Source organism: Pseudanabaena sp. PCC 9330, assembly GCF_055795045.1.
Window position 1 is genome coordinate 18,224 of record NZ_JAYFES010000086.1, and the last position, 19,731, is coordinate 37,954.

Below are 19,731 nucleotides of genomic sequence, written 5' to 3' on the forward strand. Positions count from 1 at the left end.
TAGGCTGACGCGAGTATGTGTCTTGTTTGCCTGTTTTGGAGGTCGACCCATGGCAACCCTGCGCTATGCCATCGTTGGCACTGGGGCGATCGGTGGCTACTATGGAGCCTGCCTTCAGCGAGGCGGGGCAGAGGTGCACTTTTTGCTCCACAGCGACTATGACCATGTTGCTAAATCTGGGCTGGTGGTCAGATCTGTGGGCGGCGACTTTGACCTGCCCCAGGTGCAGGCTCACTGCCACACGGCCACCATGCCCGTCGTAGATGTGGTGATCGTCAGCCTCAAAACCACGCAAAATGGGCTACTGCCCGAGCTACTAGCCCCCCTCCTGGGGCCAGAGACGGCGGTGCTAACCCTGCAAAACGGCTTTGCCGTTGAAGATGAACTGGCTGAGTGGGTGGGCGATCGCCCCATTTTGGGCGGCCTCTGTTTCATCTGTGCCAACAAGGTGGGGCCGGGCACCATTCGCCACCTCGACTATGGCAGCGTGCTGCTGGGGCAGCACCGCCGCGATCGCCAGCCCGCCGGAGTGTCGCCGCTGATGCAGGCGATCGCCGCCGATTTTGAGGCGGGTCAGGTCAACATCGAACTCACCGACGATCTGCGCCTGGCCCGCTGGCGCAAGCTAGCCTGGAACATCCCCTTCAATGGTCTGTCGGTGGTGATGAATGCCACCACCGATATCATGGTTGCTGACCCTGACATTCGCCATTTGGCCGAGCAGCTGATCGCAGAGGTGCTAGAGGCTGCCCGCCGCGACGGCGACGCCCTTTCCCCCGGCCAGGGTAGGCACCTGCCCAAGGGGCTGATAGCCCACATGCTGAGCCACACCGAGCAGATGAGTCCCTACCGCACCAGCATGAAAATCGACTTTGACGAGGGCCGCCCCCTAGAGGTAGAAGCCATCTACGGCAATACTCTGCGGGCCGCCCAGTCCGCCGGGGCAGCGGTGCCCAAAATCGACATGCTCTATCATCAACTCAAGTTCTGCGATTCGCGCAGCCGTCGAGAACCGACTCAGAACTAGTACCCGTGCCAGAACCGCACTCTGGGGCATCCCCAGGCTATTTCTAGCCTGACCCTATCCCTTTCTTACTGATCCTGCCCCTGTCTCAATGCTTGGTGATCTGCTTAAGCTTTTTGGGCCTTGTACTTCTCCTTAAAGAGAGCTTGCTGAATCTTGTGGTCGACGATGGGGGCGGGGTAGTCGCCGCGATCGCCCTTGGCAATCTTCCCTGTCACCAGCGCGCCAGTCTCCACCGATCGCAGCTCGGGCAGCCACTGGCGAATGTACTCTGCCTCAGCGTCAAACTTTTGAGCCTGGCTGGCAGGGTTAAAAATCCGCAGGGGTTTGGGGTCCATACCGCTGGAGGCGCTCCACTGCCAGCCGCCGTTGTTAGCGGCCAGGTCGCCATCGACCAGGTGCTGCATAAAATATTTTTCGCCCCACTGCCAGTTGACGATCAGATCTTTGGTGAGAAAGCTGGCCACAATCATGCGGCAGCGGTTGTGCATCCAGCCGGTCTCGTTGAGCTGGCGCATAGCGGCATCGACAATCGGGTAGCCGGTACGCCCTTCACACCAGGCCTGAAACTGATCCTCATGATTCACCCAGGGAAAGTCTTGCCACTGGGCGCGGTAGGGGCCATCGGCTAGCTGCGGAAAAAAGTAGAGCACATGCTGGTAAAACTCGCGCCAGGCCAGCTCCTGCTGCCAGGTTTGCACATTGTCGCGGGCTTCGTCGCTGCGGCAGCGACCCTGGGCGGCAGCGGCGGCAGCCCACACCGTGCGAATGCCCACCGCGCCAAACTTGAGCGCCGCACTCAGCCGCGAAGTGCCGTCTACAAAGGGAAAGTTGCGCTGCTCGTCGTAGGTGGCAATGGCCTGCCCCTCGTCGCAAAACTCCGTCAGCCGCTCCAGCGCTGCCGCCTCTCCCGGCTCAACGGGAAAGCCATTGTCCCAAACAAAGCCCAGGTCTTTGGCGCTGGGCAGGTCGAGGCATCCCGACTGCTGAGCGGCTTGCTGTTGCTGAGCGGTCAGCGGCTGTAACCCGGTTGGAGCAGGCAATGGCTCTGCTTTGGGCTGCTTTACCCAGTTGCGCCAGAAAGGGGTGTAGACCGTGTAGGGGTCGCCTGCACCCGTGCGCACTGAGCCGGGCTCCTGCAAGAGCTGATCCCAAAAGGTGGTGCGAAACTCAATGCCTGCGGCCTTGAGCGCCTCGGTCACATCGGTGTCGCGCTGACGCGAGTAAGGTTCGACATCGCGGTTCCAGTAGACCGCATTGGCCCCGATCGCCTGGGCCAGAGCAGCAATTTTCTCTCGCGGGTCGCCTTTGAGAATGAGCAGTTGCCCGCCTGCCTCGGCATAGCTCTGGTGCAAGGCCCGCAGGCAGCCGATCATATAGGCCACTCGGGCTGGGGCCACATCGTCGCCTTGCAGAATGCCGGGGTCGAGGCAAAAGACGCCAACTACCTGGGGGCTGCGATCGCGCGCCGCCCCCAGGCCCAGATTGTCGCCCAGGCGCAGGTCGCGCCGATGCCAAAATAACAGTAACTCGGCCATAAACTCCCCCTCGCCCACCCTTTTGCCGCCAGCCAATGCTGCGCGGACGAATCACAGTATAACGACATTAACTCTGCGGGTTGAGCAGCTTTTATCATGGGGCAATGCCAGCAGATATTGAGGAGATACCCATGCTGCAAAATAAGCAAATCATCATGCGCACCTTCAACGGCTATCTCGACTTTGTGACCGAGAGCCAGCCCGCCCTCTCCCCCGAAGCTGCCTGCCAGGTGGCAGCAGCCCTAACCCAGGCCGAGTTCAACCTCCAGCTGGCCGAAAGCAGCCGCAAGGCCTAGGGCGGGTCATCAATTACAACCAAAACCCTGGTGGGATTAGCCCTGCCACGCCTGCCCCAAACCACAGACTAGGGGCTGTAACCTTTGATTTTTGGCTATAGGCGACTGATGGGTGACAGCTCCTAGGGCATGTCACCCATCAGTTCATCGGCCTGAATCTCTATCTATCGCGGCGTGCAATACGCCCGCCGGGGTAACCCCATGGCCGCAGGCGTGACTGAGGGCAGGCGGCACCGTGGCGTGCCTCATTTGGTTGTCTGCCCCATTCTGTCGCCAGTCCCCAGCTTCTAAAGGCATACAGGTAAGGCGTACCGGTTCTGCTTCTTCCCCGCCACTCTCCCTGGATTAGGATCCTTCGACCCATAAGCAAAACAACCTATTACCGACAGGTTTGATTACGAATCCCGTTCAGCCAAGAGATAAAAAGGCAAGACAGGCTTCAGGTTTTCCCGTAGTATCAAAAATGTGTTTGATCGGCTCAGGGCAAATCCTAGAAACGTTATCTAAAGGGTGTTCTGTAGCCTAACGATCGCTGAAATCTGTATTTGACGAGAGGATAGCAACATGGCCACCTTCAAGGTTACGCTGATCAACGAGGCTGAAGGGCTTAACCAAACCATCGACGTTGACGACGATACCTACATTCTCGATGCTGCTGAAGAGCAGGGTCTAGATCTGCCCTACTCCTGCCGGGCGGGCGCTTGCTCCACCTGTGCTGGCAAAATCACTGCTGGCACCGTTGACCAGTCTGATCAATCCTTCTTGGATGATGACCAGATCGGCGCTGGCTACGTGCTGACCTGCGTGGCTTACCCCACCTCTGACTGCACCATCTTGACCCACCAAGAAGAAGAGCTCTACTAGAGTCGCTAAACCCCACAGGGTTTTTTGCATAAGAGAAAGGATGCCTAGAGTCTAGGCATCCTTTCTCTTATGCACTTGTCTATCTACGCAGGCCATCGTGGCCGATCTCGTGGGGACGGGCGAGGCCCAAAAACCACTGTCTGCCGGGTTATCCGCACTCCAGATCGAATTTATGGTCTTTCCACTTGGAGAACGCCATTTCTAAGCTGGGCTTTGGTTTGGCAGCCCTAGGACGGGGCATCAATTCCAGCCGATACCCTGGTGAGATCAGCCTGGCCACGCCCGCCTCCGTCAACGGGCTGGGGGCTGTAACCCTGGAATTTAGGTCAATAGGTGCTCAATTGATGACAGCCCCTAGGGATCGCGGCATTTAATTTTTCTTAACCTTTTTCTGGCTCAATCTCCGCATCAAGGCGCGTTTATGGAGGTATTGGGCTCTAGAACAGCGGCAATATGTAACAAAAGTTGCCTTGACGCTCCCTAAAAGTTACGCGACACTACATCTAATGAATGCGCCCGCTCACGGAATCAATGCAGCACATTGAGTTTCGTAATGAACCATGGCGAGTTACTGAGCCGATGCTTAGTTACGATCAGGTCAATTAACTGTTCCACGCCACGGAAACTAAGTCTAGGGACGTTTGAGCCGTTTCTTCGACAACTACCCCCAGCGGTTTTAGAGCTAGCAATCCTATGGAAACGTTAGAGTTCATCATCCATCCCGATGGGCGGGTTCAAGAGACCGTAACCGGCATTGTGGGAGCCTCTTGTGCTGAGGTCACAGCCGCTATTGAGGCTCAGCTGGGCGTCGTGGTGGCCCAGCAAACAACCTCAGACTACTTCGCCCAGCGCCAGGGGCAGTCGGCCTCTGAAACCGTGGCCGCCCAGGCTACTTTTAGCCAGTGGTAGACCCTAGCGTCTCTAGCTCAGGGATAGATGGTTTAGTTTTTTTAGTCCTCCTACTCACCCGTAGAAAATGTCACACTTTAGCCAAATCAAAACCAAAATTCGCAATCTCGACTCTCTCAAGCTGGCCCTGAGCGATCTGGGTGCCGACTGGAAGGCTGGCCCTTGCGACGTGCGCGGCTACCAGGGGCTAACCGAGACCGCTGAGGTGGTGATCGCCCAGGCCAACGGCTACGACATTGGTTTTCGCCGCAACCCCGAAACCAGCGACTACGAGCTAGTGGCCGACCTGCAATACTGGCAGCAGCCGCTCACCGTCGAAGGCTTTCTGCGCCAGGTGACCCAGCGCTACGCCTACAACACCGTAGTCGCTGAGACCTCTCGCCAGGGCTTTCAGTTAGCCGAAGAGCAGGTGCGCGAAGACGGGTCGGTACGGCTGGTAGTGCAGCGCTGGAACGGCTAGGGCACAGCCTGTTTGAGAGATCGTTTGAGATAGAGAGAGGGGCTCATCGCTGGCCCCTTTCTCTGTTTGAGCCCAGGGGTGAAATATTTGCGGAGGGGCGCAGGGCAATGGCACCGTTTGATGGACAAACCACTGGTTTTGAACCCGAGCTGGGGGGGCAACTGCGCCAGGCGGGCGATCGCACCGGCTTTGAGCCTGAGCTGGGCGGTCAGCTGCGCCAAAAGGGCGTCTACGTGGACGAGATCACCTGCATTGGCTGCAAGCACTGCGCCCATGTGGCCCGCAACACGTTCTACATTGAGCCTGACCATGGGCGATCGCGGGTCTATCGCCAAGACGGTGACTCTGAGGATCTGATCCAAGAGGCGATCGACACCTGCCCGGTAGACTGCATCCACTGGGTTGACTATACCGAGCTGAAGGGGCTAGAGCGCGATCGCCAGCACCAGGTCATTCCCGTCGCGGGCTTCCCGGTTGACAAAGCGATGTCGACCCTGAGTCAGCGCAAAGCCAAAGCTAAACGTCAGCGCTCCCAGCAGTCCTAGGGGGCGACAGAGCTAGCTCCCTAGTTCAAGCTAAACTCGTCAAACTTCACCACCTGAGATCGGGGCGATCGCGTGTCGAAGTAGTAGCTGCTAACGACGCCCCGATCGGTCTCAAAAATGCTGAAGACGGTGATGTCGTTGCTAGCGATGTAGGGCAAGGGTTGGCCACTGTCGTCGAGCAGGGGAGCCAGGGTGGGCACCACCGGCTCTAGACCATTGGGGTCGCCCTGAGCCACATAGTCGCTGGGGTCATAGGTGACCGCTGACCCCTCTAGGGTGGCAGGGGGGACGGGGCGGCGAGTCTCGTTCCGAGAGGCTGCGCCAACGCCCTGCCAAAAAGCCCCGTAGGAGTTGCCGACATTAGAAGTCTCCAGGTAGTGGGTGCCCGTCGGCGACACAAACCGATTCCACAGGTGGGAGTGGCCGTAAAAGACCAGGTCAACCCCCGCCTGCTCTAGGAGCGGTACCAGGTCGCGGGCGATGTGGTCTTGGTCGCGGGGGTACTGGTAGCGCACGGCGGTCAGTCGCCCGCTAGAGTCGCGATCGAAGTGAGGCCGGGGAGTGGTGAACGCTGGCACAATGTTGTCGCCCAGGGTATGGGGCGGGTGGTGCAGCATGACCACCTTGTATTTAGCCTGACGAAAGGCATCGCTGGCCAGCTCCTGCTCTAGCCACTGGTACTGCAAACTCCCTCGCTCAATCGGTTCAAAAATGTGCTGACCATGGCCCCAGGTTTGAGGCGTGTCCAGGTCGGCCTCGCGCTCTTGGTAGCGGCCCCGCACCGCAGGGTCGAGGTTGTAAGGCCGCCAGATCTGGGTCACGTATAGCGACACCAAACGAATGTCACCAAAGGTAACGGCATAGTAGCGGCTGGTGGTCTCGGGGCGATCGGGGTTGGGCACCTGGCTCTGGGGCAGGCTAAACAGCTCTTCGTAGGTGGTGCTATTAAAAGAATTGTCGGTCACCCACTGGCGGCGTAGGGCATCGTCGCCGCTGGGGTTGAATAGGTCGGCCTGGGCCTCGTACAGCTCCACCGCTGCCGATCGCGGCACCGGCTGATTAAACTGCTCATTTAGCGGTGTGGTTGCCCCATGGCGCCCCATCACCTCGTGGTTGCCCACCGCTGGAAACAGGGGCGCATGCTGAAGGATTTCGCCGCCTCGGTAGCGAGTGGTGCGGCCATTGCGCTCTAGGGGATAGCTGGCTTTGCCCTGGAGGCACGAAAAAAAGCCACAGCCCCGGCTGTCGTCAAACCACTCCGAGGCGCGATCGGGCACATTGACCAGATCCCCGGCTAAAAATACTCCATCCACCCGGCCTACGGTCTCTTGCACCTTTTGCAGATTGGCCGCCACCATGGGCATATTTTGGTGGTCAGAGGTGAGCAAAATTTTCAGCCCCTGCCCTGGCAACGGTGCCGCCGCCAGGGTAAAAATCTCACTCTCGATCAGGCGGCCATCTGCCGCTGCACTGGTGACCTGATAGGGCACCCGCTGCCCCGCCGTCAACCCAGTGACCAAGGCCTCGTGCCGCCAGATAGGCCGCCGCACCGGGTGGTCTAGATCAGCATATTGGGGATGTGTGAGGCGAGAGTTGCCGTCCTCTCTGGTGCGGCTGAGTAGCGTGGTAGTGGCCTCGGCTTCATTCACAAGGGGGGCGTCGTCGGCCTGGTCGGCGTCGCCCCAGCGCACTTGGTGGGTCTGCCCCTCAAACTCAGTCAACCAAACGACCCGCACCGAGGTCGGGGTTGGGTACTGCAAAAACGGGTCAGTCAAAAGCTGCACTGGCACAGCAGTCACCTCAGAGCTGCGAGCAATAGGGGGAGACAGGCGGGGCTCTAAAACAATCAAAAGTAGGGCTGTCAGCACCAGCAGCAGGCCCATGGTTGCCAGGGTCAAGTCTTCTCGCCGCATTCTGTTTAGATCTTTTTTGTAGAGCGCCCACTGCCTAGGGTAACGGCAAATAACGACAGCATAAAAACTGTCTGCTCACCTGTAACATCCAACCCAACCTGTGGCACCGTAGACGGGTTAGGGCTTACTAAATAAGTCTAAGGGCAGAGGTGTAGATCTACCGGCAGGCAGACGACAGCCCGCTTAACTGGCCCTGGTACGGATACCGCTCAGCTTAACCAATGTAGCCATGGTGTTTTTTCTCACAATGAAAACGACTCAAGCTACCCTGCGGCGATCGGGGGGTGCCCTGCTGGGGTTGCTTTCCCTAGGGTTGCACGGCTTGGTGCTGAGCCTGCCGATGGCCGAAACTGCTCCGTCTACTGTAGACGCTCTAGCTGACCAACCGGCTTCTTCCGAGGCGATCGCTGTGGTCAGGCTGCCCCTGACACCCTCTCCTGCCGCAGAGCCTACTGCTTCTGGCCTAGGGGTAGCTCCCCCACCAGTGGTCAATCGTCCTGCTCAGCCTGTGCCATCGCCGTTATCTCCCCCAGCTCCCCCCAGCTCAAAGCCAGCTCAGGCAGAGTCGCCCATCCTTTCTGAGCCCCCAGAAGTGCCCCCAGAGGCGCTCCCAGAGACTACCCTCGAAGAGCGTCTGCGCAACCCGGCTGAATACGCCTATAACCGGGAGGTAAAGTCGCTGATCGCCGATGAGGTAAACCTGCACCTCGCTGTGGTGCCCGACTGGCTAGAGGACGAAGGACAGGGTCTCGGTAACGACGAGGTGCCGGTGATGGGCAGCAAACAAGCGCCATTGCAGGTGGTTTACCCAATCAATAGTTGTCTCATGCCACCGCCAGCGGAGGGGCTGGTGGGGGTGATTGTTACCCCGGCGGGGCAGTTGGCCAAAGAGCCTATTTTGCTCGACACCACCGGTTACACCGTGCTCGATGAAAAAGCCTTGGAATTAGCCCTAGAGCGTACGTTTGCACCCTTGCCCGAGGGCAGTGACGCCCCCACAAACCCCCGTGCCCACTGGCTGCCGGTGCAGGTGCAGTATGACCCAGCGGGCTGTGCACCCTAACATTTTGGTGCAGCGTCAGCGCCAAGAATTAGAGTCAGCGTTTCCCAAAAGCCTCTCTGGACGAGCCTTCTAGAAGGTAGCAGCCCCAAAACTAAACCTTAATACCCCGCTCCACCAAGCAGCAAACCTGATTGGTGGAGCGGGGTATTAAGGTAATGTCAAAAACGGAAGCGGTGGGATTTGAACCCACGAGGGAAGGTTTACTCCCCTACCTCCTTAGCAGGGAGGCGCTTTCGACCACTCAGCCACGCTTCCAAATGAGTAGTTCTTAGATAGTCTAGCAGACCCTGGGCAGACACAAGAACCTATTGTGAAAGAAACTCGTCATCTCAAAAACTGGGGAACAGATGCCATGACGAAAACATTTCTCAAGCCCAGGCTGTGGATGATGGTCGGGCTGGTGGCGGCGGGCGGTCTGCTGCGGGTTTCGGTCGATTGGCGGCTGGTGGGGCGATCGCTCACCTACCCCGATCGCCCCATTACCTCGGCAGACTGGTACCAGCCTCGGCAGGTTGTCCCTGGCGTTGGTTCTCCGTTACCCCTGGCGAAGGCCGATACCACCGAGATTCCTGCCGAGGCCCTTCAGACGGCGGTGGAGTTTGCCGAGCAGCAAAACTCTGTGGCGCTGCTGGTGATGCACCGCGATCGCCTGGTGCTAGAGCGCTACTGGCAGGGCCACACCGCCAGCGATCCGGTGAACTCGATGTCGATGGTAAAAACTCTGCTGGCGCTGCTGATCGGCGTGGCGATCGACGAGGGCGACATCGGCTCAATTCAAGACCCGGTGGGCAAATACCTGGCGGAATGGGCCAACGACCCCAGGGGCGACATCACCCTGGCCGACCTGCTCTACATGCAGTCGGGCCTGCGCAACGACAACCGCACCGACAGCCTGCGGTCTGACCTGGTCAAACTCTACGGCGGCTCCGATGTCATGAGCCTGGCCCTCAGCATTCCCCTAGAGGGCAGCCCCGGCGAGACCTTTGACTACAGCAACTTCAACTCCCAAATTCTCAGCCTGGTGCTAGAGCGGGCCACGGGCGAACCCTTTGGCGACTATCTCTCGACCCGTCTGTGGCAGCCCCTGGGAGCGGGGGATGGCTCTCTCTGGCTCGATCGCCCCGGCGGCCACGCCAAGCCCTTCTGCTGCTTTTTTGCCAATGCCCACGACTGGGTGCGCCTGGGGCAGATGCTGCTGCACGAGGGCCAGGTAAAAGACCGACAGGTCATTCCTGCCGAGTGGATTGAGCTGATGCGTCAAGAGTCTCCTTTGGAGCCGACCTTTGGTCTGCACCTTTGGCTCAAGGCCCGCACCGCTGAGTATCCCCAGGTAAACCGGGCGTCGTCAGCGGCCTTTGTGGCCGACGACCTGTTCTATCTCGACGGTCGCCACCACCAGCGGGTGTACGTGGTGCCCTCGGAGGATCTGGTGATTGTGCGTCTGGGGGAAGAGCCCCCGGTGTGGAACGATGCGGTGATCCCTAACGCGATCGTGGCGGGGCTGCGATCGCTAGGTGCCCGGTCGAGTCTCTAGGGCCTCGGGCAGGTGCGAGCGATCGCCGTGTTTGACCAGCATCGGCCCATACTTGCCAAACTGGATCAGGCTGACCGAGGCGACGGGCATATTGATGCGATCGCGGTAGCGTCCGCTGTCTAAACCCAGCAAACTACACAAGATCAGACGAATTGTGGTTTTGTGCGACACCACCAGCACGTTGCCGTCGCGAAAGCTCTCCTCGATCTCAGCGATCACCATGGCGGCGCGGCTGGCCACCTGTACCCCAGTCTCGCCCCCTGTGGGCGGGTTCCAGGCGGGCTCAGTCATCCAGGTGTAGTAGTCTTCGCCATACTGGGCCTGCACCTCTTCAAAGGTTTTGCCCTCCCACTCGCCAAAGAACATCTCCTTGAGGCCGTCGCGCCGCTGAATGGTCAGCCCTGTCGCCTTGGCGATGGGGGTGGCCGTGGCCATGGTGCGCTTCAGCGGGCTGGCAAAGATCGCCTGCCAGGGCAGCGCCTTATACTTCTCTGCAAAGGCGGCCGCCATAGATACCCCCTCGGGGGTCAGTTCTACATCGGTAAAGCCGACGTAGCCACCGGTGCGGCTCGCCTCAGTTTCGCCGTGGCGGAGGAGGTACAGGTTAAGGGGCATAGGGATGGATGGGTGAGGGGTGGGTTGAGTATAGGGTACATAGTCTGGGGCTGTTTGTTTTAAGACTAGGCCCCACATTGCGCCGTCTCTAATGCGCCTTATCTGTGATTAATGCAGTGGCGGTATGCTTAGGGGCAGCTCTTGCTCGGGTCAGCACCTATGGAACGCAGCCAGTTTCGCGTCGGCACCTTCAACCTCAACAATCTGATGCTGCCCGATCGCGAGTTTTACCAGGGCGAGACCTACTCCCAAGCCAACTACCTCAAAAAGCTCACCTGGATCGGGGCTCAGCTCGATCACATGAAAGTAGACATCTGCGGCTTTCAAGAGGTGTTTCACCGGGGGGCGCTCAAAGAAGCCCTGCACCGCAGCGAGTACCACCAAAACCACGAAATTGTCATGGCGGAAGGGTTTGGCCGGGGGCCGGGGCTGGCCCTGGCAACCCGGTTTCCGGTGGTGGGGCAGCGGGTCTACGACGAGTTTCCGCCCGAGAGTATCTTGCAGCTAGAGGGGGCCGAGATTCCGGTGCGGCGGTTTTCGCACCCGGTGCTGGCGGTCGATCTAGCCCTCACCGACGCCATTCACTGCACGGTGTTTGTGGTGCACCTCAAGTCAAAGCGACCGATGATGTCTGACGGGGCCGATCGCAGCGACCCGGTCGAAATCGCCAAGGGCCACGCCCGTTCCCTGATTCGCCGCACTGCCGAAGCGGTCGCCCTACGCTTTTTGCTGATGGAGGGGCTGCGCGATCGCAGATACCCCGTGATTGTGCTGGGCGATGTCAACGACAACCACACCGCCGTCACCACCCAGATCGTAGCGGGCACCCCGCCTTGGGAATGCTGGCCTTACCGCAAAAAAGCCCCGGTGTGGGACGTGCTGCTCTACCAGGTCAAAGACATTCAGGCTCGCCTGGGCTACGGCGACCACTACTACACCCACATTCACAACGGCCACTACGACAGCCTCGACCACATCATGGTCAGCGAAGAATTTTCGGCCCAAAATCGCGATCGCATTGGCCGAGTCACCTATGTGTCGGTATTTAACGACCACCTGTTTGACCAAACCCTGCTCGAAGACAATATCGAACCCTGGCAGTCTGATCACGGCCAGGTAGTCGCTACCATTGAGCTAGAGCCGCCCTCGTCCAGCCGCCCCCAGCTGATCGATCGCCGGGTCGACTGAGAGCTAGGCACCGCCCCCCTCACAGGGTCTCCATAAGTCGAAAACTGCCACATTTCTCTACTGCGATCGCCGCCAAAGTCCGCAAAGTTAACGAATTGATAACGTGGCGGTGGCTAACCCCCTGGGTTTCGGGAATCTATTAAGGCAAGGCGTGCTACTGGACTGTTTCTGAATCCCTAGATCCTCGGGGTGAGTTCTTGAAGATCCGTCACATCCCCAACCTGTTCCCCATGGTTCCCGAAAATTTGTGGCCTCCTGACGATTGCCCTGGAGGAAATAGCGGCGATCGCCCCATCTGCCCCAACCCCGATACCCTACCACTGCCAGACTCAGCCCTGGCGATCGCCTACCTAGAACAGCTCTCTATGCCCGCCTGGCTGGTGGACGAGCGGGGCATCATTGTCTACGCCAACCCTGCCTACGATCGTATCCTGCTGCCCCCCCACCGCAGGGCCGTAGGGCAGCCCCTCGACGACCTCTACAGGCCGGAGTACGCCCAGGAATATCGCCGCAATAACGCTAGGGTGCTGGCCACCAACGCCGATGTGGAGATGCTGGAGCAGGCGCTGCTGTCCGACGGCACTGTGGGCACCTATCTGGTGCGCAAATTTCCGGTGGCGGTGGGCGACCAGCGCTGGGTAGCGGGCATTGCCGCCAACATCACCGAGCTCAAGCGTGCCGAGGCCCACCTGGAGGAAACCGTCGCTCGCTGGCAGCTGGCGGTAGAGGGGGCTGCCGACGGGGTGTGGGAGTGGAATATCACCACCAACAAGGTGGTGCTGTCGCCCCAGTGGATGGCGATGCTGGGCTACAGCGAGGGGGAAATCGTTCCCAGCTTTGCCACCTGGGAAGAGCGCATTCACCCGGAGGATAGGCCGGTTCTCCTGCGCGCCCTGGAGGCCCACCTGCAAGCCAAAACCTCGATTTACCAGTGCGAGCACCGGCTGCGCCACCGAGATGGCCACTACGTGTGGATTCTCAATCGCGGCAAGGTGATCGAGCGGGACGCCAGCGGGCGGCCCCTGCGCATGGTGGGCACCCACACCGACATCAGCGATCGCAAGACCGCCGAACTGGCCCTGCGCCAGAGCGAAGCCCGCTTCATGGCGATCTCCGACGCCTCCCCCGCCAACATCTACATCCTGGTGCAGCGCTCCGACGGCGGTTTTTACTTCGAGCACATGAGTCGCTCGGTGGAAGACATCCATGAAGTGCCTGTGGAGGCCATGCTAGCCGATGCCAGCCTGGTGCTCAACCACATCCACCCCGACGACCGCGCCGCCTACAATGCTGCCGTCCAGCACAGCCTAGAAACCCTGGGCACGTTCAGCCATGAGTGGCGCATTATCACGCCCTCCGGGGCGATGAAGTGGTTGCAGGGGCGATCGCAGCCCCGCCAGCGTCCCAACGGCGATGTCGCCTGGTACGGCGTGGTGCTCGACATCACCGACCTCAAGCGATCGGAGCTTGAGCACCAGCAGACCACCCTCGAACTTCAGCATAGCCTCGACCGCCTGATGGCCACCCAGGCCGCCTTGCAGGCCTCAGAGGCGCGGCTCAGCAGCGTGCTCAACAGTTCCCTAGACGGCATTATGGTGTTTGAGTCGGTGCGCGACGATGGGGGCCAAATCGTCGATTTTACCTGGCAGCTGGGCAATCCGGCTGCCTGGGCCATGGTGCACCGCCGCGCCGAAGACCTGATTGGCAAGCGTCTGCTGGAGGAACTGCCGGGCCACCGCCTGGACGGCCTGTTTGATTACTATGTCGAGGTCGTCACCACGGGCATTCCGGGGCGCAAACAGTTTAAGTACAGCCATGAAGGCATTGACGCGTGGTTTGAAAATGTGGCCGTTAAACTGGGGGATGGCTTTGTAACTAACTTTCGCGACATCACAGAGCAAGTTCAGGCATCCCTGGCCCTCAGCGCCGCCAACCAGCGGCTCGCAGAGCAGGTTGCCTTGCTCAACCAGCGCCACACCGACATGCAGTTGCTCAGTGCCCTGGGCAACGCTCTGCAAACCTGCCAGACCACCGAGGCGGCCCACGATGTGCTGTCCCGCCTGTTGCCGCCGATGTTTCCCGACTGTGGCGGCGGGCTGTTGGTGCTGCCCCCAGACCCTGCGGCCCAGGGCTCGGCCCCAGAGGTGGCAGTGAGCTGGGGCAACCCCCCGGCCTCTACCCGCGCCTTTGTGCCCGCCGATTGCCCCGCCCTCCAGCAGGAGTGCAACCAGTGTGGCGATTTGCCCCGCTCTGCCCAGCGCTGCTGCCACCTCAGCTTCCTGGCGGCGGATGAGATCACCTTCTGCGTTCCGGTCAGCAGCCAGGCGGCTCCCCTGGGGCTGCTCTATCTGCACAGCGCCGACCCCGCTGCGCTAAACCCAGCCAAGAATCAGCTAGCCCGCACTGCCGCCGACCAGATCGCCCTGGCCTTGGCCAACATCACCCTGCGGGAAACCCTGCGCCACCAGAGCATCCGCGACCCCCTCACCGAGCTGTACAACCGCCGCTACCTAGAAGAAGCCCTCAACCAGGAAGTCTTGGCCGCCCAGCGCCAGGGATCCCCCATCGGCGTCATCATGCTCGACCTCGACCACTTCAAGGTCTTCAACGATACCTACGGCCACGGGGCAGGCGATCGCGCCCTCCAGGCCATTGCCCACCTGCTCAAGGAACGGGTGCGCGGCTCTGACCTGGCCTGCCGCTACGGCGGCGAAGAGATTACCCTGATTTTGCCGGGCTCTGGCCAGGCCGAAACCCTGGACAGGGCCGAGGAACTGCGGCGGGCGATCGCTACCCTCACCTGGCCCGACCAGCCCACGGCGGTGACGGCATCCCTGGGGGTGGCCTGCTTTCCCCAGCATGGAGAAACCCCCGAGGCCTTGCTGCAGGCGGCGGATAGAGCGCTGTATCGAGCCAAGCAGGCCGGGCGCGATCGGGTGGTGGCCGCCTAGGCAGGGGCGTTGGGGTGCACAGCTGTGCGCCTGTACCGAGAGATGGGACGTTGGGGCGCACGGCAGTGCACCCGCACTGGGGAGGGGCATGGCGATGGGGACTGGGTTGGTGGGGGTGGTGCTGGGGCTGAGCTATCTGGGGCTGGCCCTGGGCTATGTGCCAGGCCTGCGGATGAATCGGGCCACCATAGCCCTGGTCAGTGCGGCGGTGCTGGTGGCCCTGGGTACCCTTTCCCTAGAGCAGGCCTGGGCGGCCATTGACCCCAACACCATCGTGTTTTTGCTCAGCATGATGGTGGTCAACGCCTACCTCTCTTATGCCGGGTTCTTTGGGCTGGCCCTGGCCCAGTTGCTGCGGCTCACCCGCAGCCCCTTGGGTCTGATGGTGCTGCTGACCCTGGGCACTGGGGCGCTGTCGGCGGTGTTTCTCAACGATACTCTGGCCCTGGTGAGCACGCCGCTGACCTTGCAGCTCACCCGCGCCCTAAAGATCAACCCGGTACCCTACCTGCTGGCGATCGCCGGTTCTACCAATCTAGGTTCCGTCGCTACCCTCAGCGGCAACCCGCAAAATATTCTGGTGGGGTCGTTTTCGGCTATTGGCTATGTGACCTTTGCCCAGGCGCTGCTGCCGGTGGCGATCGCCGGTCTGGCCATCCAGATTGGGCTGCTGTGGCTGCTGTACCCAGAGGTGCGATCGATCGATCCCTGCCCACCCCCCGTGCTGCCCCGCCTGCGCCTGCACCGCCCCCTGCTGATCAAAACGACCCTGGTGTCTACCCTGCTGCTAGGGGCTTTTGTCGTGGGTCTGCCCCTGGCTGAGTCGGCGTTTTTAGCCGCCGCTGCCCTGCTGGTCACTCGCCGCATCAAGCCCCAGCGGGTGCTGGGCGCGGTAGATTGGTCGCTGCTGGTGCTGTTTTCGGGGCTGTTTATGCTCACGGCGGCGGTGCAGGCGCTGGAGGTGCTCGATCGCCTGGCCCCTTGGGTGGCCCACCCCGCCGGGCTGCTGGCGGTGACGGCGGTGCTGTCAAATGTGATCTCTAACGTGCCTGCGGTGCTGCTGCTTCAGGGGGCGATCGCCCCCGGCGACACCCAGAGCTGGCTGCTGCTGGCGGCGGGTTCGACCCTGGCGGGCAACCTCACCCTGTTTGGGGCGGTGGCCAACCTGATTACCGTCGAAGCCGCCGCTAGCGAAGGGTATACGCTCACGTTTTGGCAGCACCTGCGCTTTGGTCTGCCGCTGACGCTGATCACCCTGGCGATCGCCTACTTGCAGATTGTTCTGCTGTCTTAACCCAGGGGTATAGGTGTCTGAGGGCGGTCTGAGGTTACCTTAACTCTCAAGTGCCCAAAGCGCCTGTCCTGATACGAGCAACCCTTTGCGATGAATCAACCCGTAGACCATTCCCCCAGCCCCACCGGGTTTGATCGCATCTTTCGCGATCGCAACGGCCAGATTGTGATTGCCCAACCCCCTAACCTCCCTGTAGGCGTGGCTGTGGTCGCCACCCTGAGCCAGTTGCTGCTGCCCAGCGGCACGGTACAAACTGCGGCGGGCTTAGTCAGCTTTGGGGCCTGGTTTACCTGGGCTTGGCTGGAGCTGTTTGACGGGGTGAACTATTTTCGTCGCGCCCTGGGCCTGGTCACTCTGATCGGCATTTTGGTGCTGGGGCTCACCGCTAGCTGAGAAGATAAAGGTGAGTTGATGTAGGAAAAAGTCTTTACCCGCATGGTCTACGCATTTCCGCCGGGGTTTCAGTGGGGGGTGGCCACCTCGTCGTACCAGATTGAGGGCGGGGCGGACGGGCGCGGCCCCAGCGTGTGGGACACCTTTAGCCAGACGCCTGGGCGGGTGCTCAATGGCGACACCGGGGCGATCGCCTGCGATCATGTCCACCGCTACCGCGACGACATTGCCCTGATGGCAGATCTGGGGGTACGCCACTACCGTTTCAGTATTTCCTGGCCGCGCATTTTGCCCCAGGGGCGCGGCGCGGTGAACGAGGCCGGGCTAGCCTTTTACAGCGAGCTGGTTGACACCCTGCTGGAGTTTGGCATTACCCCCCATGCCACCCTATTTCATTGGGATAGCCCCCAGGCGCTGGAGGAGGAATACGGCTCGTGGCGCAGTCGCCGCATGGCGCAGGATTTTGCTGATTATGCAGCGGTGGTGGTGAAAAAGCTGGGCGATCGCATCACCCACTGGATGACCCTGAACGAAATTTTTTGCTTTACCCACCTGGGCTACGGGGTGGGTAAAGTGCCCGAGATGGCCCCCGGCACCGTGGTCAAAACCGCCAAAGAAGTCTGGCAGACTTCTCACCACGCTCTGTTGGCTCACGGTCTGGGCTGCCAGGCTATTCGCGCCCACTCGCCCCAGCCCTGTCAGGTGGCCCTGGTCGACAACTACCTGGCCACCGTGCCCCTCACCGACACCCCCGAGGATATCGCCGCCGCCCAGGCCGCCTTTCCTCGCGCCGGCACCAACGGCGGCATTCTCTACCCGGCCCTGACCGGCGAGTACAGTCCTCAGCTCCTAGAGGATTTGGGCCAAGACGCCCCCGACTTTCAGCCCGGCGACCTGGCTATCATTCACCAACCCCTAGACTCTCTCGGGTTTAATGTCTACACCGGTGTTTATGTGCGGGCTGCCGAGAATGCCTGCGGTTTTAGCCTACTGCCTTTCCCTAGAGGGTATCCGCGCTTACACATGCCCTGGCTGCACCTGCTGCCCGACAGCCTCTACTGGGGCGTGCGCCACATCAGCGATACGCTTCACCGGCCTGAGCTGCGGGTCTTCATCAGCGAAAACGGCTGCGCTGCCCAAGATTATCTCACCCCCGAAGACGAGGTGCTGGATCTCGATCGCATTCAATATCTCCAGCAGTACTTACGCTCGGCCCACCGCACCGTGCAGGAGGGCTACCCGCTGATGGGCTACTTTCTCTGGAGCTTTTTAGACAATTTTGAATGGGCCTACGGCTACGATCGCCGGTTTGGCATCACCTACGTCGACTATTCCACCCAGCGGCGCATTCCCAAGGCCAGCTTTCACTGGTATGCCCGCTGCCTGGCCGAAAATCGCATTCTGTAGTGGCGGGCACCCTCGCGCCAGGCGGTTCAGCCCAGGCTTTTGGGGGATTTTGCTCGTGCTGTAGAATATTAACTGTCGAATGTTCTCAGAGGGCGGTCTCTTTCCTATGGCCCATGCCATTGTGATAGGTGGCAGCATCGCCGGTCTGCTGGCGGCGCGGGTGCTGCTCAGCCACTTCGATCGCGTCACCCTGCTTGAGCGCGATCGCTTCCCGGAGAGCCCCAGCCCCCGGGCTGGCGTGCCCCAGGCCCAGCATGTCCATGCGCTGCTGCTGCGGGGGCACCAGATTTTAGAAGAACTCTTTCCAGGGCTGACCTCAGACCTGGCAGCTAAAGGTGCCCTGCGACTCAACTGGACGGCAGACTGGCGGCTGTTGACCCTGTGGGACTACATGCCCGAGCACCGGTCTAACCTGGAAGGGCTAATTTGCAGTCGGCTGCTGCTGGAGTGGTATCTGCGCGATCGCCTGCTCCAGATGCCCGGCTTTCAGCTTCAGGAAGCCACCGCCGTCAAGGGGTTAGTGGCCAACGGCGGGTCTGGCGTGAGTGGGGTGGTCTTGGCCGGGGATGCCCAAACCCTGGCCGCCGAATGGGTGGTCGATGCCTCGGGCCGCAACTCCAAGCTGGCCGACTGGCTGGTGGATTTGGGCTACCAGCGCCCCCCCGAGACCACGGTCAATTCGTTTCTGGGCTATGCCAGCCGGTGGTATCGGTGGCCGCAGCACGAGGCGATCAAGGGTGTAATCGTGGCCGCTAAACCTGGGGAGACCCGGCGGGGCGGCGTGCTCTACCCGGTGGAGGGCGATCGCTGCGTGGTTACCCTCACCGGCATCGAGAAAGACTATCCCTCGGCGGATGAGGCCGAATTTTTGGCCTTTGCCCAGGGGTTGCGTGACTCTACCATTGCCCAGGCCATCGCCACCTGGGAGCCGCTCTCGCCCATTCAGTGCTACCGCCGCACCGAAAACCACTGGCGTCATTTTGAAAAGCTGCCCGCTATGCCCGACGGGGTGGTAGCCCTGGGCGATGCCGTGTGCGCCTTCAACCCCGTCTATGGCCAGGGCATGACCGCCGCCGCCCTCGGAGCCTCGCTGTTAGATCGCTGTTTGCAGCGCCCCCACCGACCGGGGCTGGCCCTGCGGTTTCAGCGGCAGCTGGCCCAATCGCTAACGCCCCTCTGGCTGATGGCCACCAGCGAAGATTTTCGCTGGCCCATGACCATGGGCGATCGCCCCGGCTGGCTCAGTCAGCAGTTCCAGCGCTACTTTGATCGGGTCATACGGGCGGCTACCCGCGACCCCAAAATTCACTGCGACTTTGTGGAGGTGGCCCACCTGGCTAAACCCCCGGCCCTGTTGCTGCATCCTCGCACCGCCTGGAAAGCCCTGACTCTGCCATCTCCTGCTGAACCGTCAGCCCAATGGCGAGAGCCTCCTGCAAAAACTGCCGATACTCGCTGGCCTGGTGGGTAATGTGCAGGGTTTGCAGAGTGGCCAAACTGGTTTCTATAGTGCTAAACAGGGCCTGGCGACGCTGCATTAATGGTCGGTGGCTGCGCAAAATTTTGTCGGTCATCAGGGCCGAAATGAGACTGTCGTGGGTGGCCTGTAGGGCGGTCATCACCTCGGCCTGGTTGGCTAGCCCCACGGCCTCAACCTGCACCGCCGCTAGCTCATCCATTACCTGCACCGCCTGGATGATCTCATTGTGGCGATCGACGGCGTCTAGCAGACGGGCC

The 19,731-nt window shown here is 60.8% G+C and carries 17 protein-coding genes and 1 tRNA gene; 14 read left to right on the forward strand and 4 right to left on the reverse strand.

Annotation, left to right across the window (positions count from 1 at the left end; all coding sequences use genetic code 11):
• The first annotated feature begins 49 nt into the window (after window positions 1-49).
• Window positions 50-1,027, forward strand: a complete 978-nt coding sequence (locus AC0QKW_RS07670; protein WP_473150472.1) for a putative 2-dehydropantoate 2-reductase — start codon at window positions 50-52, stop codon at window positions 1,025-1,027.
• A gap of 104 nt (window positions 1,028-1,131) precedes the next feature.
• Here the strand turns inward: AC0QKW_RS07670 and AC0QKW_RS07675 are convergent, their stop codons facing one another.
• On the reverse strand, window positions 1,132-2,562 hold the full coding sequence (locus AC0QKW_RS07675) for an FAD-binding domain-containing protein (protein ID WP_473150473.1): 1,431 nt from the start codon (window positions 2,560-2,562) through the stop codon (window positions 1,132-1,134).
• A 131-nt stretch (window positions 2,563-2,693) separates the two neighbouring features.
• On the opposite strand from AC0QKW_RS07675, the gene AC0QKW_RS07680 reads away from it, so the two are divergent.
• From AC0QKW_RS07680 to AC0QKW_RS07700, 5 genes are all read left to right on the forward strand, one after another.
• Window positions 2,694-2,858 carry a hypothetical protein gene (locus AC0QKW_RS07680; RefSeq protein ID WP_473150474.1) on the forward strand — a complete coding sequence of 55 codons (165 nt, stop codon included), beginning with the start codon at window positions 2,694-2,696 and terminating at the stop codon, window positions 2,856-2,858.
• A 564-nt stretch (window positions 2,859-3,422) separates the two neighbouring features.
• Window positions 3,423-3,722, forward strand: coding sequence for a ferredoxin (locus tag AC0QKW_RS07685; RefSeq protein WP_317035519.1), 300 nt, complete (start codon window positions 3,423-3,425; stop codon window positions 3,720-3,722).
• Between the two features lie 693 nt (window positions 3,723-4,415).
• Window positions 4,416-4,631 carry a DUF2997 domain-containing protein gene (locus tag AC0QKW_RS07690; protein WP_473150475.1) on the forward strand — a complete coding sequence of 72 codons (216 nt, stop codon included), beginning with the start codon at window positions 4,416-4,418 and terminating at the stop codon, window positions 4,629-4,631.
• Between the two features lie 67 nt (window positions 4,632-4,698).
• Window positions 4,699-5,091, forward strand: coding sequence for a DUF1257 domain-containing protein (locus tag AC0QKW_RS07695; protein WP_473150476.1), 393 nt, complete (start codon window positions 4,699-4,701; stop codon window positions 5,089-5,091).
• A gap of 107 nt (window positions 5,092-5,198) precedes the next feature.
• Window positions 5,199-5,636: a ferredoxin gene (locus tag AC0QKW_RS07700; protein ID WP_473150477.1), complete on the forward strand. Its 438-nt coding sequence runs from the start codon at window positions 5,199-5,201 to the stop codon at window positions 5,634-5,636.
• Between the two features lie 20 nt (window positions 5,637-5,656).
• Here AC0QKW_RS07700 and AC0QKW_RS07705 read toward each other — a convergent pair whose 3' ends face one another.
• Window positions 5,657-7,549, reverse strand: a complete 1,893-nt coding sequence (locus AC0QKW_RS07705; protein ID WP_473150478.1) for a purple acid phosphatase family protein — start codon at window positions 7,547-7,549, stop codon at window positions 5,657-5,659.
• Window positions 7,550-7,796: 247 nt separating this feature from the next.
• On the opposite strand from AC0QKW_RS07705, the gene AC0QKW_RS07710 reads away from it, so the two are divergent.
• The gene (locus AC0QKW_RS07710) at window positions 7,797-8,612 is read left to right on the forward strand and encodes a hypothetical protein (protein ID WP_473150479.1); all 816 of its coding nucleotides are present in this window, start codon (window positions 7,797-7,799) and stop codon (window positions 8,610-8,612) included.
• A 165-nt stretch (window positions 8,613-8,777) separates the two neighbouring features.
• On the opposite strand, the gene AC0QKW_RS07715 is transcribed toward AC0QKW_RS07710, so the two are convergent.
• Window positions 8,778-8,867: transfer RNA gene (locus AC0QKW_RS07715), tRNA-Ser, on the reverse strand.
• Window positions 8,868-8,964: 97 nt separating this feature from the next.
• Between AC0QKW_RS07715 and AC0QKW_RS07720 the strand changes: the two genes are divergently transcribed.
• Complete coding sequence (locus tag AC0QKW_RS07720) at window positions 8,965-10,146, forward strand: serine hydrolase domain-containing protein (RefSeq protein ID WP_473150480.1); 1,182 nt, start codon at window positions 8,965-8,967, stop codon at window positions 10,144-10,146.
• On the opposite strand, the gene AC0QKW_RS07725 is transcribed toward AC0QKW_RS07720, so the two are convergent.
• The gene (locus AC0QKW_RS07725; RefSeq protein WP_473150481.1) at window positions 10,123-10,761 is read right to left on the reverse strand and encodes a histidine phosphatase family protein; all 639 of its coding nucleotides are present in this window, start codon (window positions 10,759-10,761) and stop codon (window positions 10,123-10,125) included. The two genes, AC0QKW_RS07720 and AC0QKW_RS07725, sit on opposite strands and share 24 nt — an antisense overlap.
• Before the next feature lie 159 nt (window positions 10,762-10,920).
• Between AC0QKW_RS07725 and AC0QKW_RS07730 the strand changes: the two genes are divergently transcribed.
• The 6 genes from AC0QKW_RS07730 (at window position 10,921) to AC0QKW_RS07755 (ending at window position 19,465) form a co-directional block, all read left to right on the forward strand.
• Window positions 10,921-11,949: an endonuclease/exonuclease/phosphatase family protein gene (locus AC0QKW_RS07730; protein WP_473150482.1), complete on the forward strand. Its 1,029-nt coding sequence runs from the start codon at window positions 10,921-10,923 to the stop codon at window positions 11,947-11,949.
• 230 nt (window positions 11,950-12,179) lie between these two features.
• Complete coding sequence (locus tag AC0QKW_RS07735; RefSeq protein ID WP_473150483.1) at window positions 12,180-14,900, forward strand: sensor domain-containing diguanylate cyclase; 2,721 nt, start codon at window positions 12,180-12,182, stop codon at window positions 14,898-14,900.
• Between the two features lie 88 nt (window positions 14,901-14,988).
• Entirely contained in the window at window positions 14,989-16,194 is a 1,206-nt protein-coding gene (locus AC0QKW_RS07740) for an anion transporter (RefSeq protein WP_473150484.1), read from the forward strand.
• A 90-nt stretch (window positions 16,195-16,284) separates the two neighbouring features.
• Window positions 16,285-16,587, forward strand: coding sequence for a hypothetical protein (locus tag AC0QKW_RS07745; protein WP_473150485.1), 303 nt, complete (start codon window positions 16,285-16,287; stop codon window positions 16,585-16,587).
• Window positions 16,588-16,629: 42 nt separating this feature from the next.
• Window positions 16,630-17,994, forward strand: coding sequence for a GH1 family beta-glucosidase (locus AC0QKW_RS07750; RefSeq protein WP_473150486.1), 1,365 nt, complete (start codon window positions 16,630-16,632; stop codon window positions 17,992-17,994).
• A 106-nt stretch (window positions 17,995-18,100) separates the two neighbouring features.
• Entirely contained in the window at window positions 18,101-19,465 is a 1,365-nt protein-coding gene (locus tag AC0QKW_RS07755) for an NAD(P)/FAD-dependent oxidoreductase (RefSeq protein WP_473150487.1), read from the forward strand.
• The last annotated feature ends 266 nt before the right edge of the window (window positions 19,466-19,731 follow it).

Excerpts from the sequence above, each read along its gene's own strand:
- AC0QKW_RS07680 (WP_473150474.1), top strand. The coding sequence starts at position 2,694 with ATGCTGCAAAATAAGCAAATCATCATGCGCACCTTCAACGGCTATCTC.
- AC0QKW_RS07750 (WP_473150486.1), top strand. The coding sequence starts at position 16,630 with ATGGTCTACGCATTTCCGCCGGGGTTTCAGTGGGGGGTGGCCACCTCG.
- AC0QKW_RS07690 (WP_473150475.1), top strand. The coding sequence starts at position 4,416 with ATGGAAACGTTAGAGTTCATCATCCATCCCGATGGGCGGGTTCAAGAG.
- AC0QKW_RS07735 (WP_473150483.1), top strand. The coding sequence starts at position 12,180 with ATGGTTCCCGAAAATTTGTGGCCTCCTGACGATTGCCCTGGAGGAAAT.
- AC0QKW_RS07725 (WP_473150481.1), bottom strand. The coding sequence starts at position 10,761 with ATGCCCCTTAACCTGTACCTCCTCCGCCACGGCGAAACTGAGGCGAGC.
- AC0QKW_RS07670 (WP_473150472.1), top strand. The coding sequence starts at position 50 with ATGGCAACCCTGCGCTATGCCATCGTTGGCACTGGGGCGATCGGTGGC.
- AC0QKW_RS07675 (WP_473150473.1), bottom strand. The coding sequence starts at position 2,562 with ATGGCCGAGTTACTGTTATTTTGGCATCGGCGCGACCTGCGCCTGGGC.
- AC0QKW_RS07755 (WP_473150487.1), top strand. The coding sequence starts at position 18,101 with ATGGCCCATGCCATTGTGATAGGTGGCAGCATCGCCGGTCTGCTGGCG.
- AC0QKW_RS07700 (WP_473150477.1), top strand. The coding sequence starts at position 5,199 with ATGGCACCGTTTGATGGACAAACCACTGGTTTTGAACCCGAGCTGGGG.
- AC0QKW_RS07720 (WP_473150480.1), top strand. The coding sequence starts at position 8,965 with ATGACGAAAACATTTCTCAAGCCCAGGCTGTGGATGATGGTCGGGCTG.
- AC0QKW_RS07740 (WP_473150484.1), top strand. The coding sequence starts at position 14,989 with ATGGCGATGGGGACTGGGTTGGTGGGGGTGGTGCTGGGGCTGAGCTAT.
- AC0QKW_RS07730 (WP_473150482.1), top strand. The coding sequence starts at position 10,921 with ATGGAACGCAGCCAGTTTCGCGTCGGCACCTTCAACCTCAACAATCTG.
- AC0QKW_RS07745 (WP_473150485.1), top strand. The coding sequence starts at position 16,285 with ATGAATCAACCCGTAGACCATTCCCCCAGCCCCACCGGGTTTGATCGC.
- AC0QKW_RS07705 (WP_473150478.1), bottom strand. The coding sequence starts at position 7,549 with ATGCGGCGAGAAGACTTGACCCTGGCAACCATGGGCCTGCTGCTGGTG.
- AC0QKW_RS07710 (WP_473150479.1), top strand. The coding sequence starts at position 7,797 with ATGAAAACGACTCAAGCTACCCTGCGGCGATCGGGGGGTGCCCTGCTG.
- AC0QKW_RS07695 (WP_473150476.1), top strand. The coding sequence starts at position 4,699 with ATGTCACACTTTAGCCAAATCAAAACCAAAATTCGCAATCTCGACTCT.
- AC0QKW_RS07685 (WP_317035519.1), top strand. The coding sequence starts at position 3,423 with ATGGCCACCTTCAAGGTTACGCTGATCAACGAGGCTGAAGGGCTTAAC.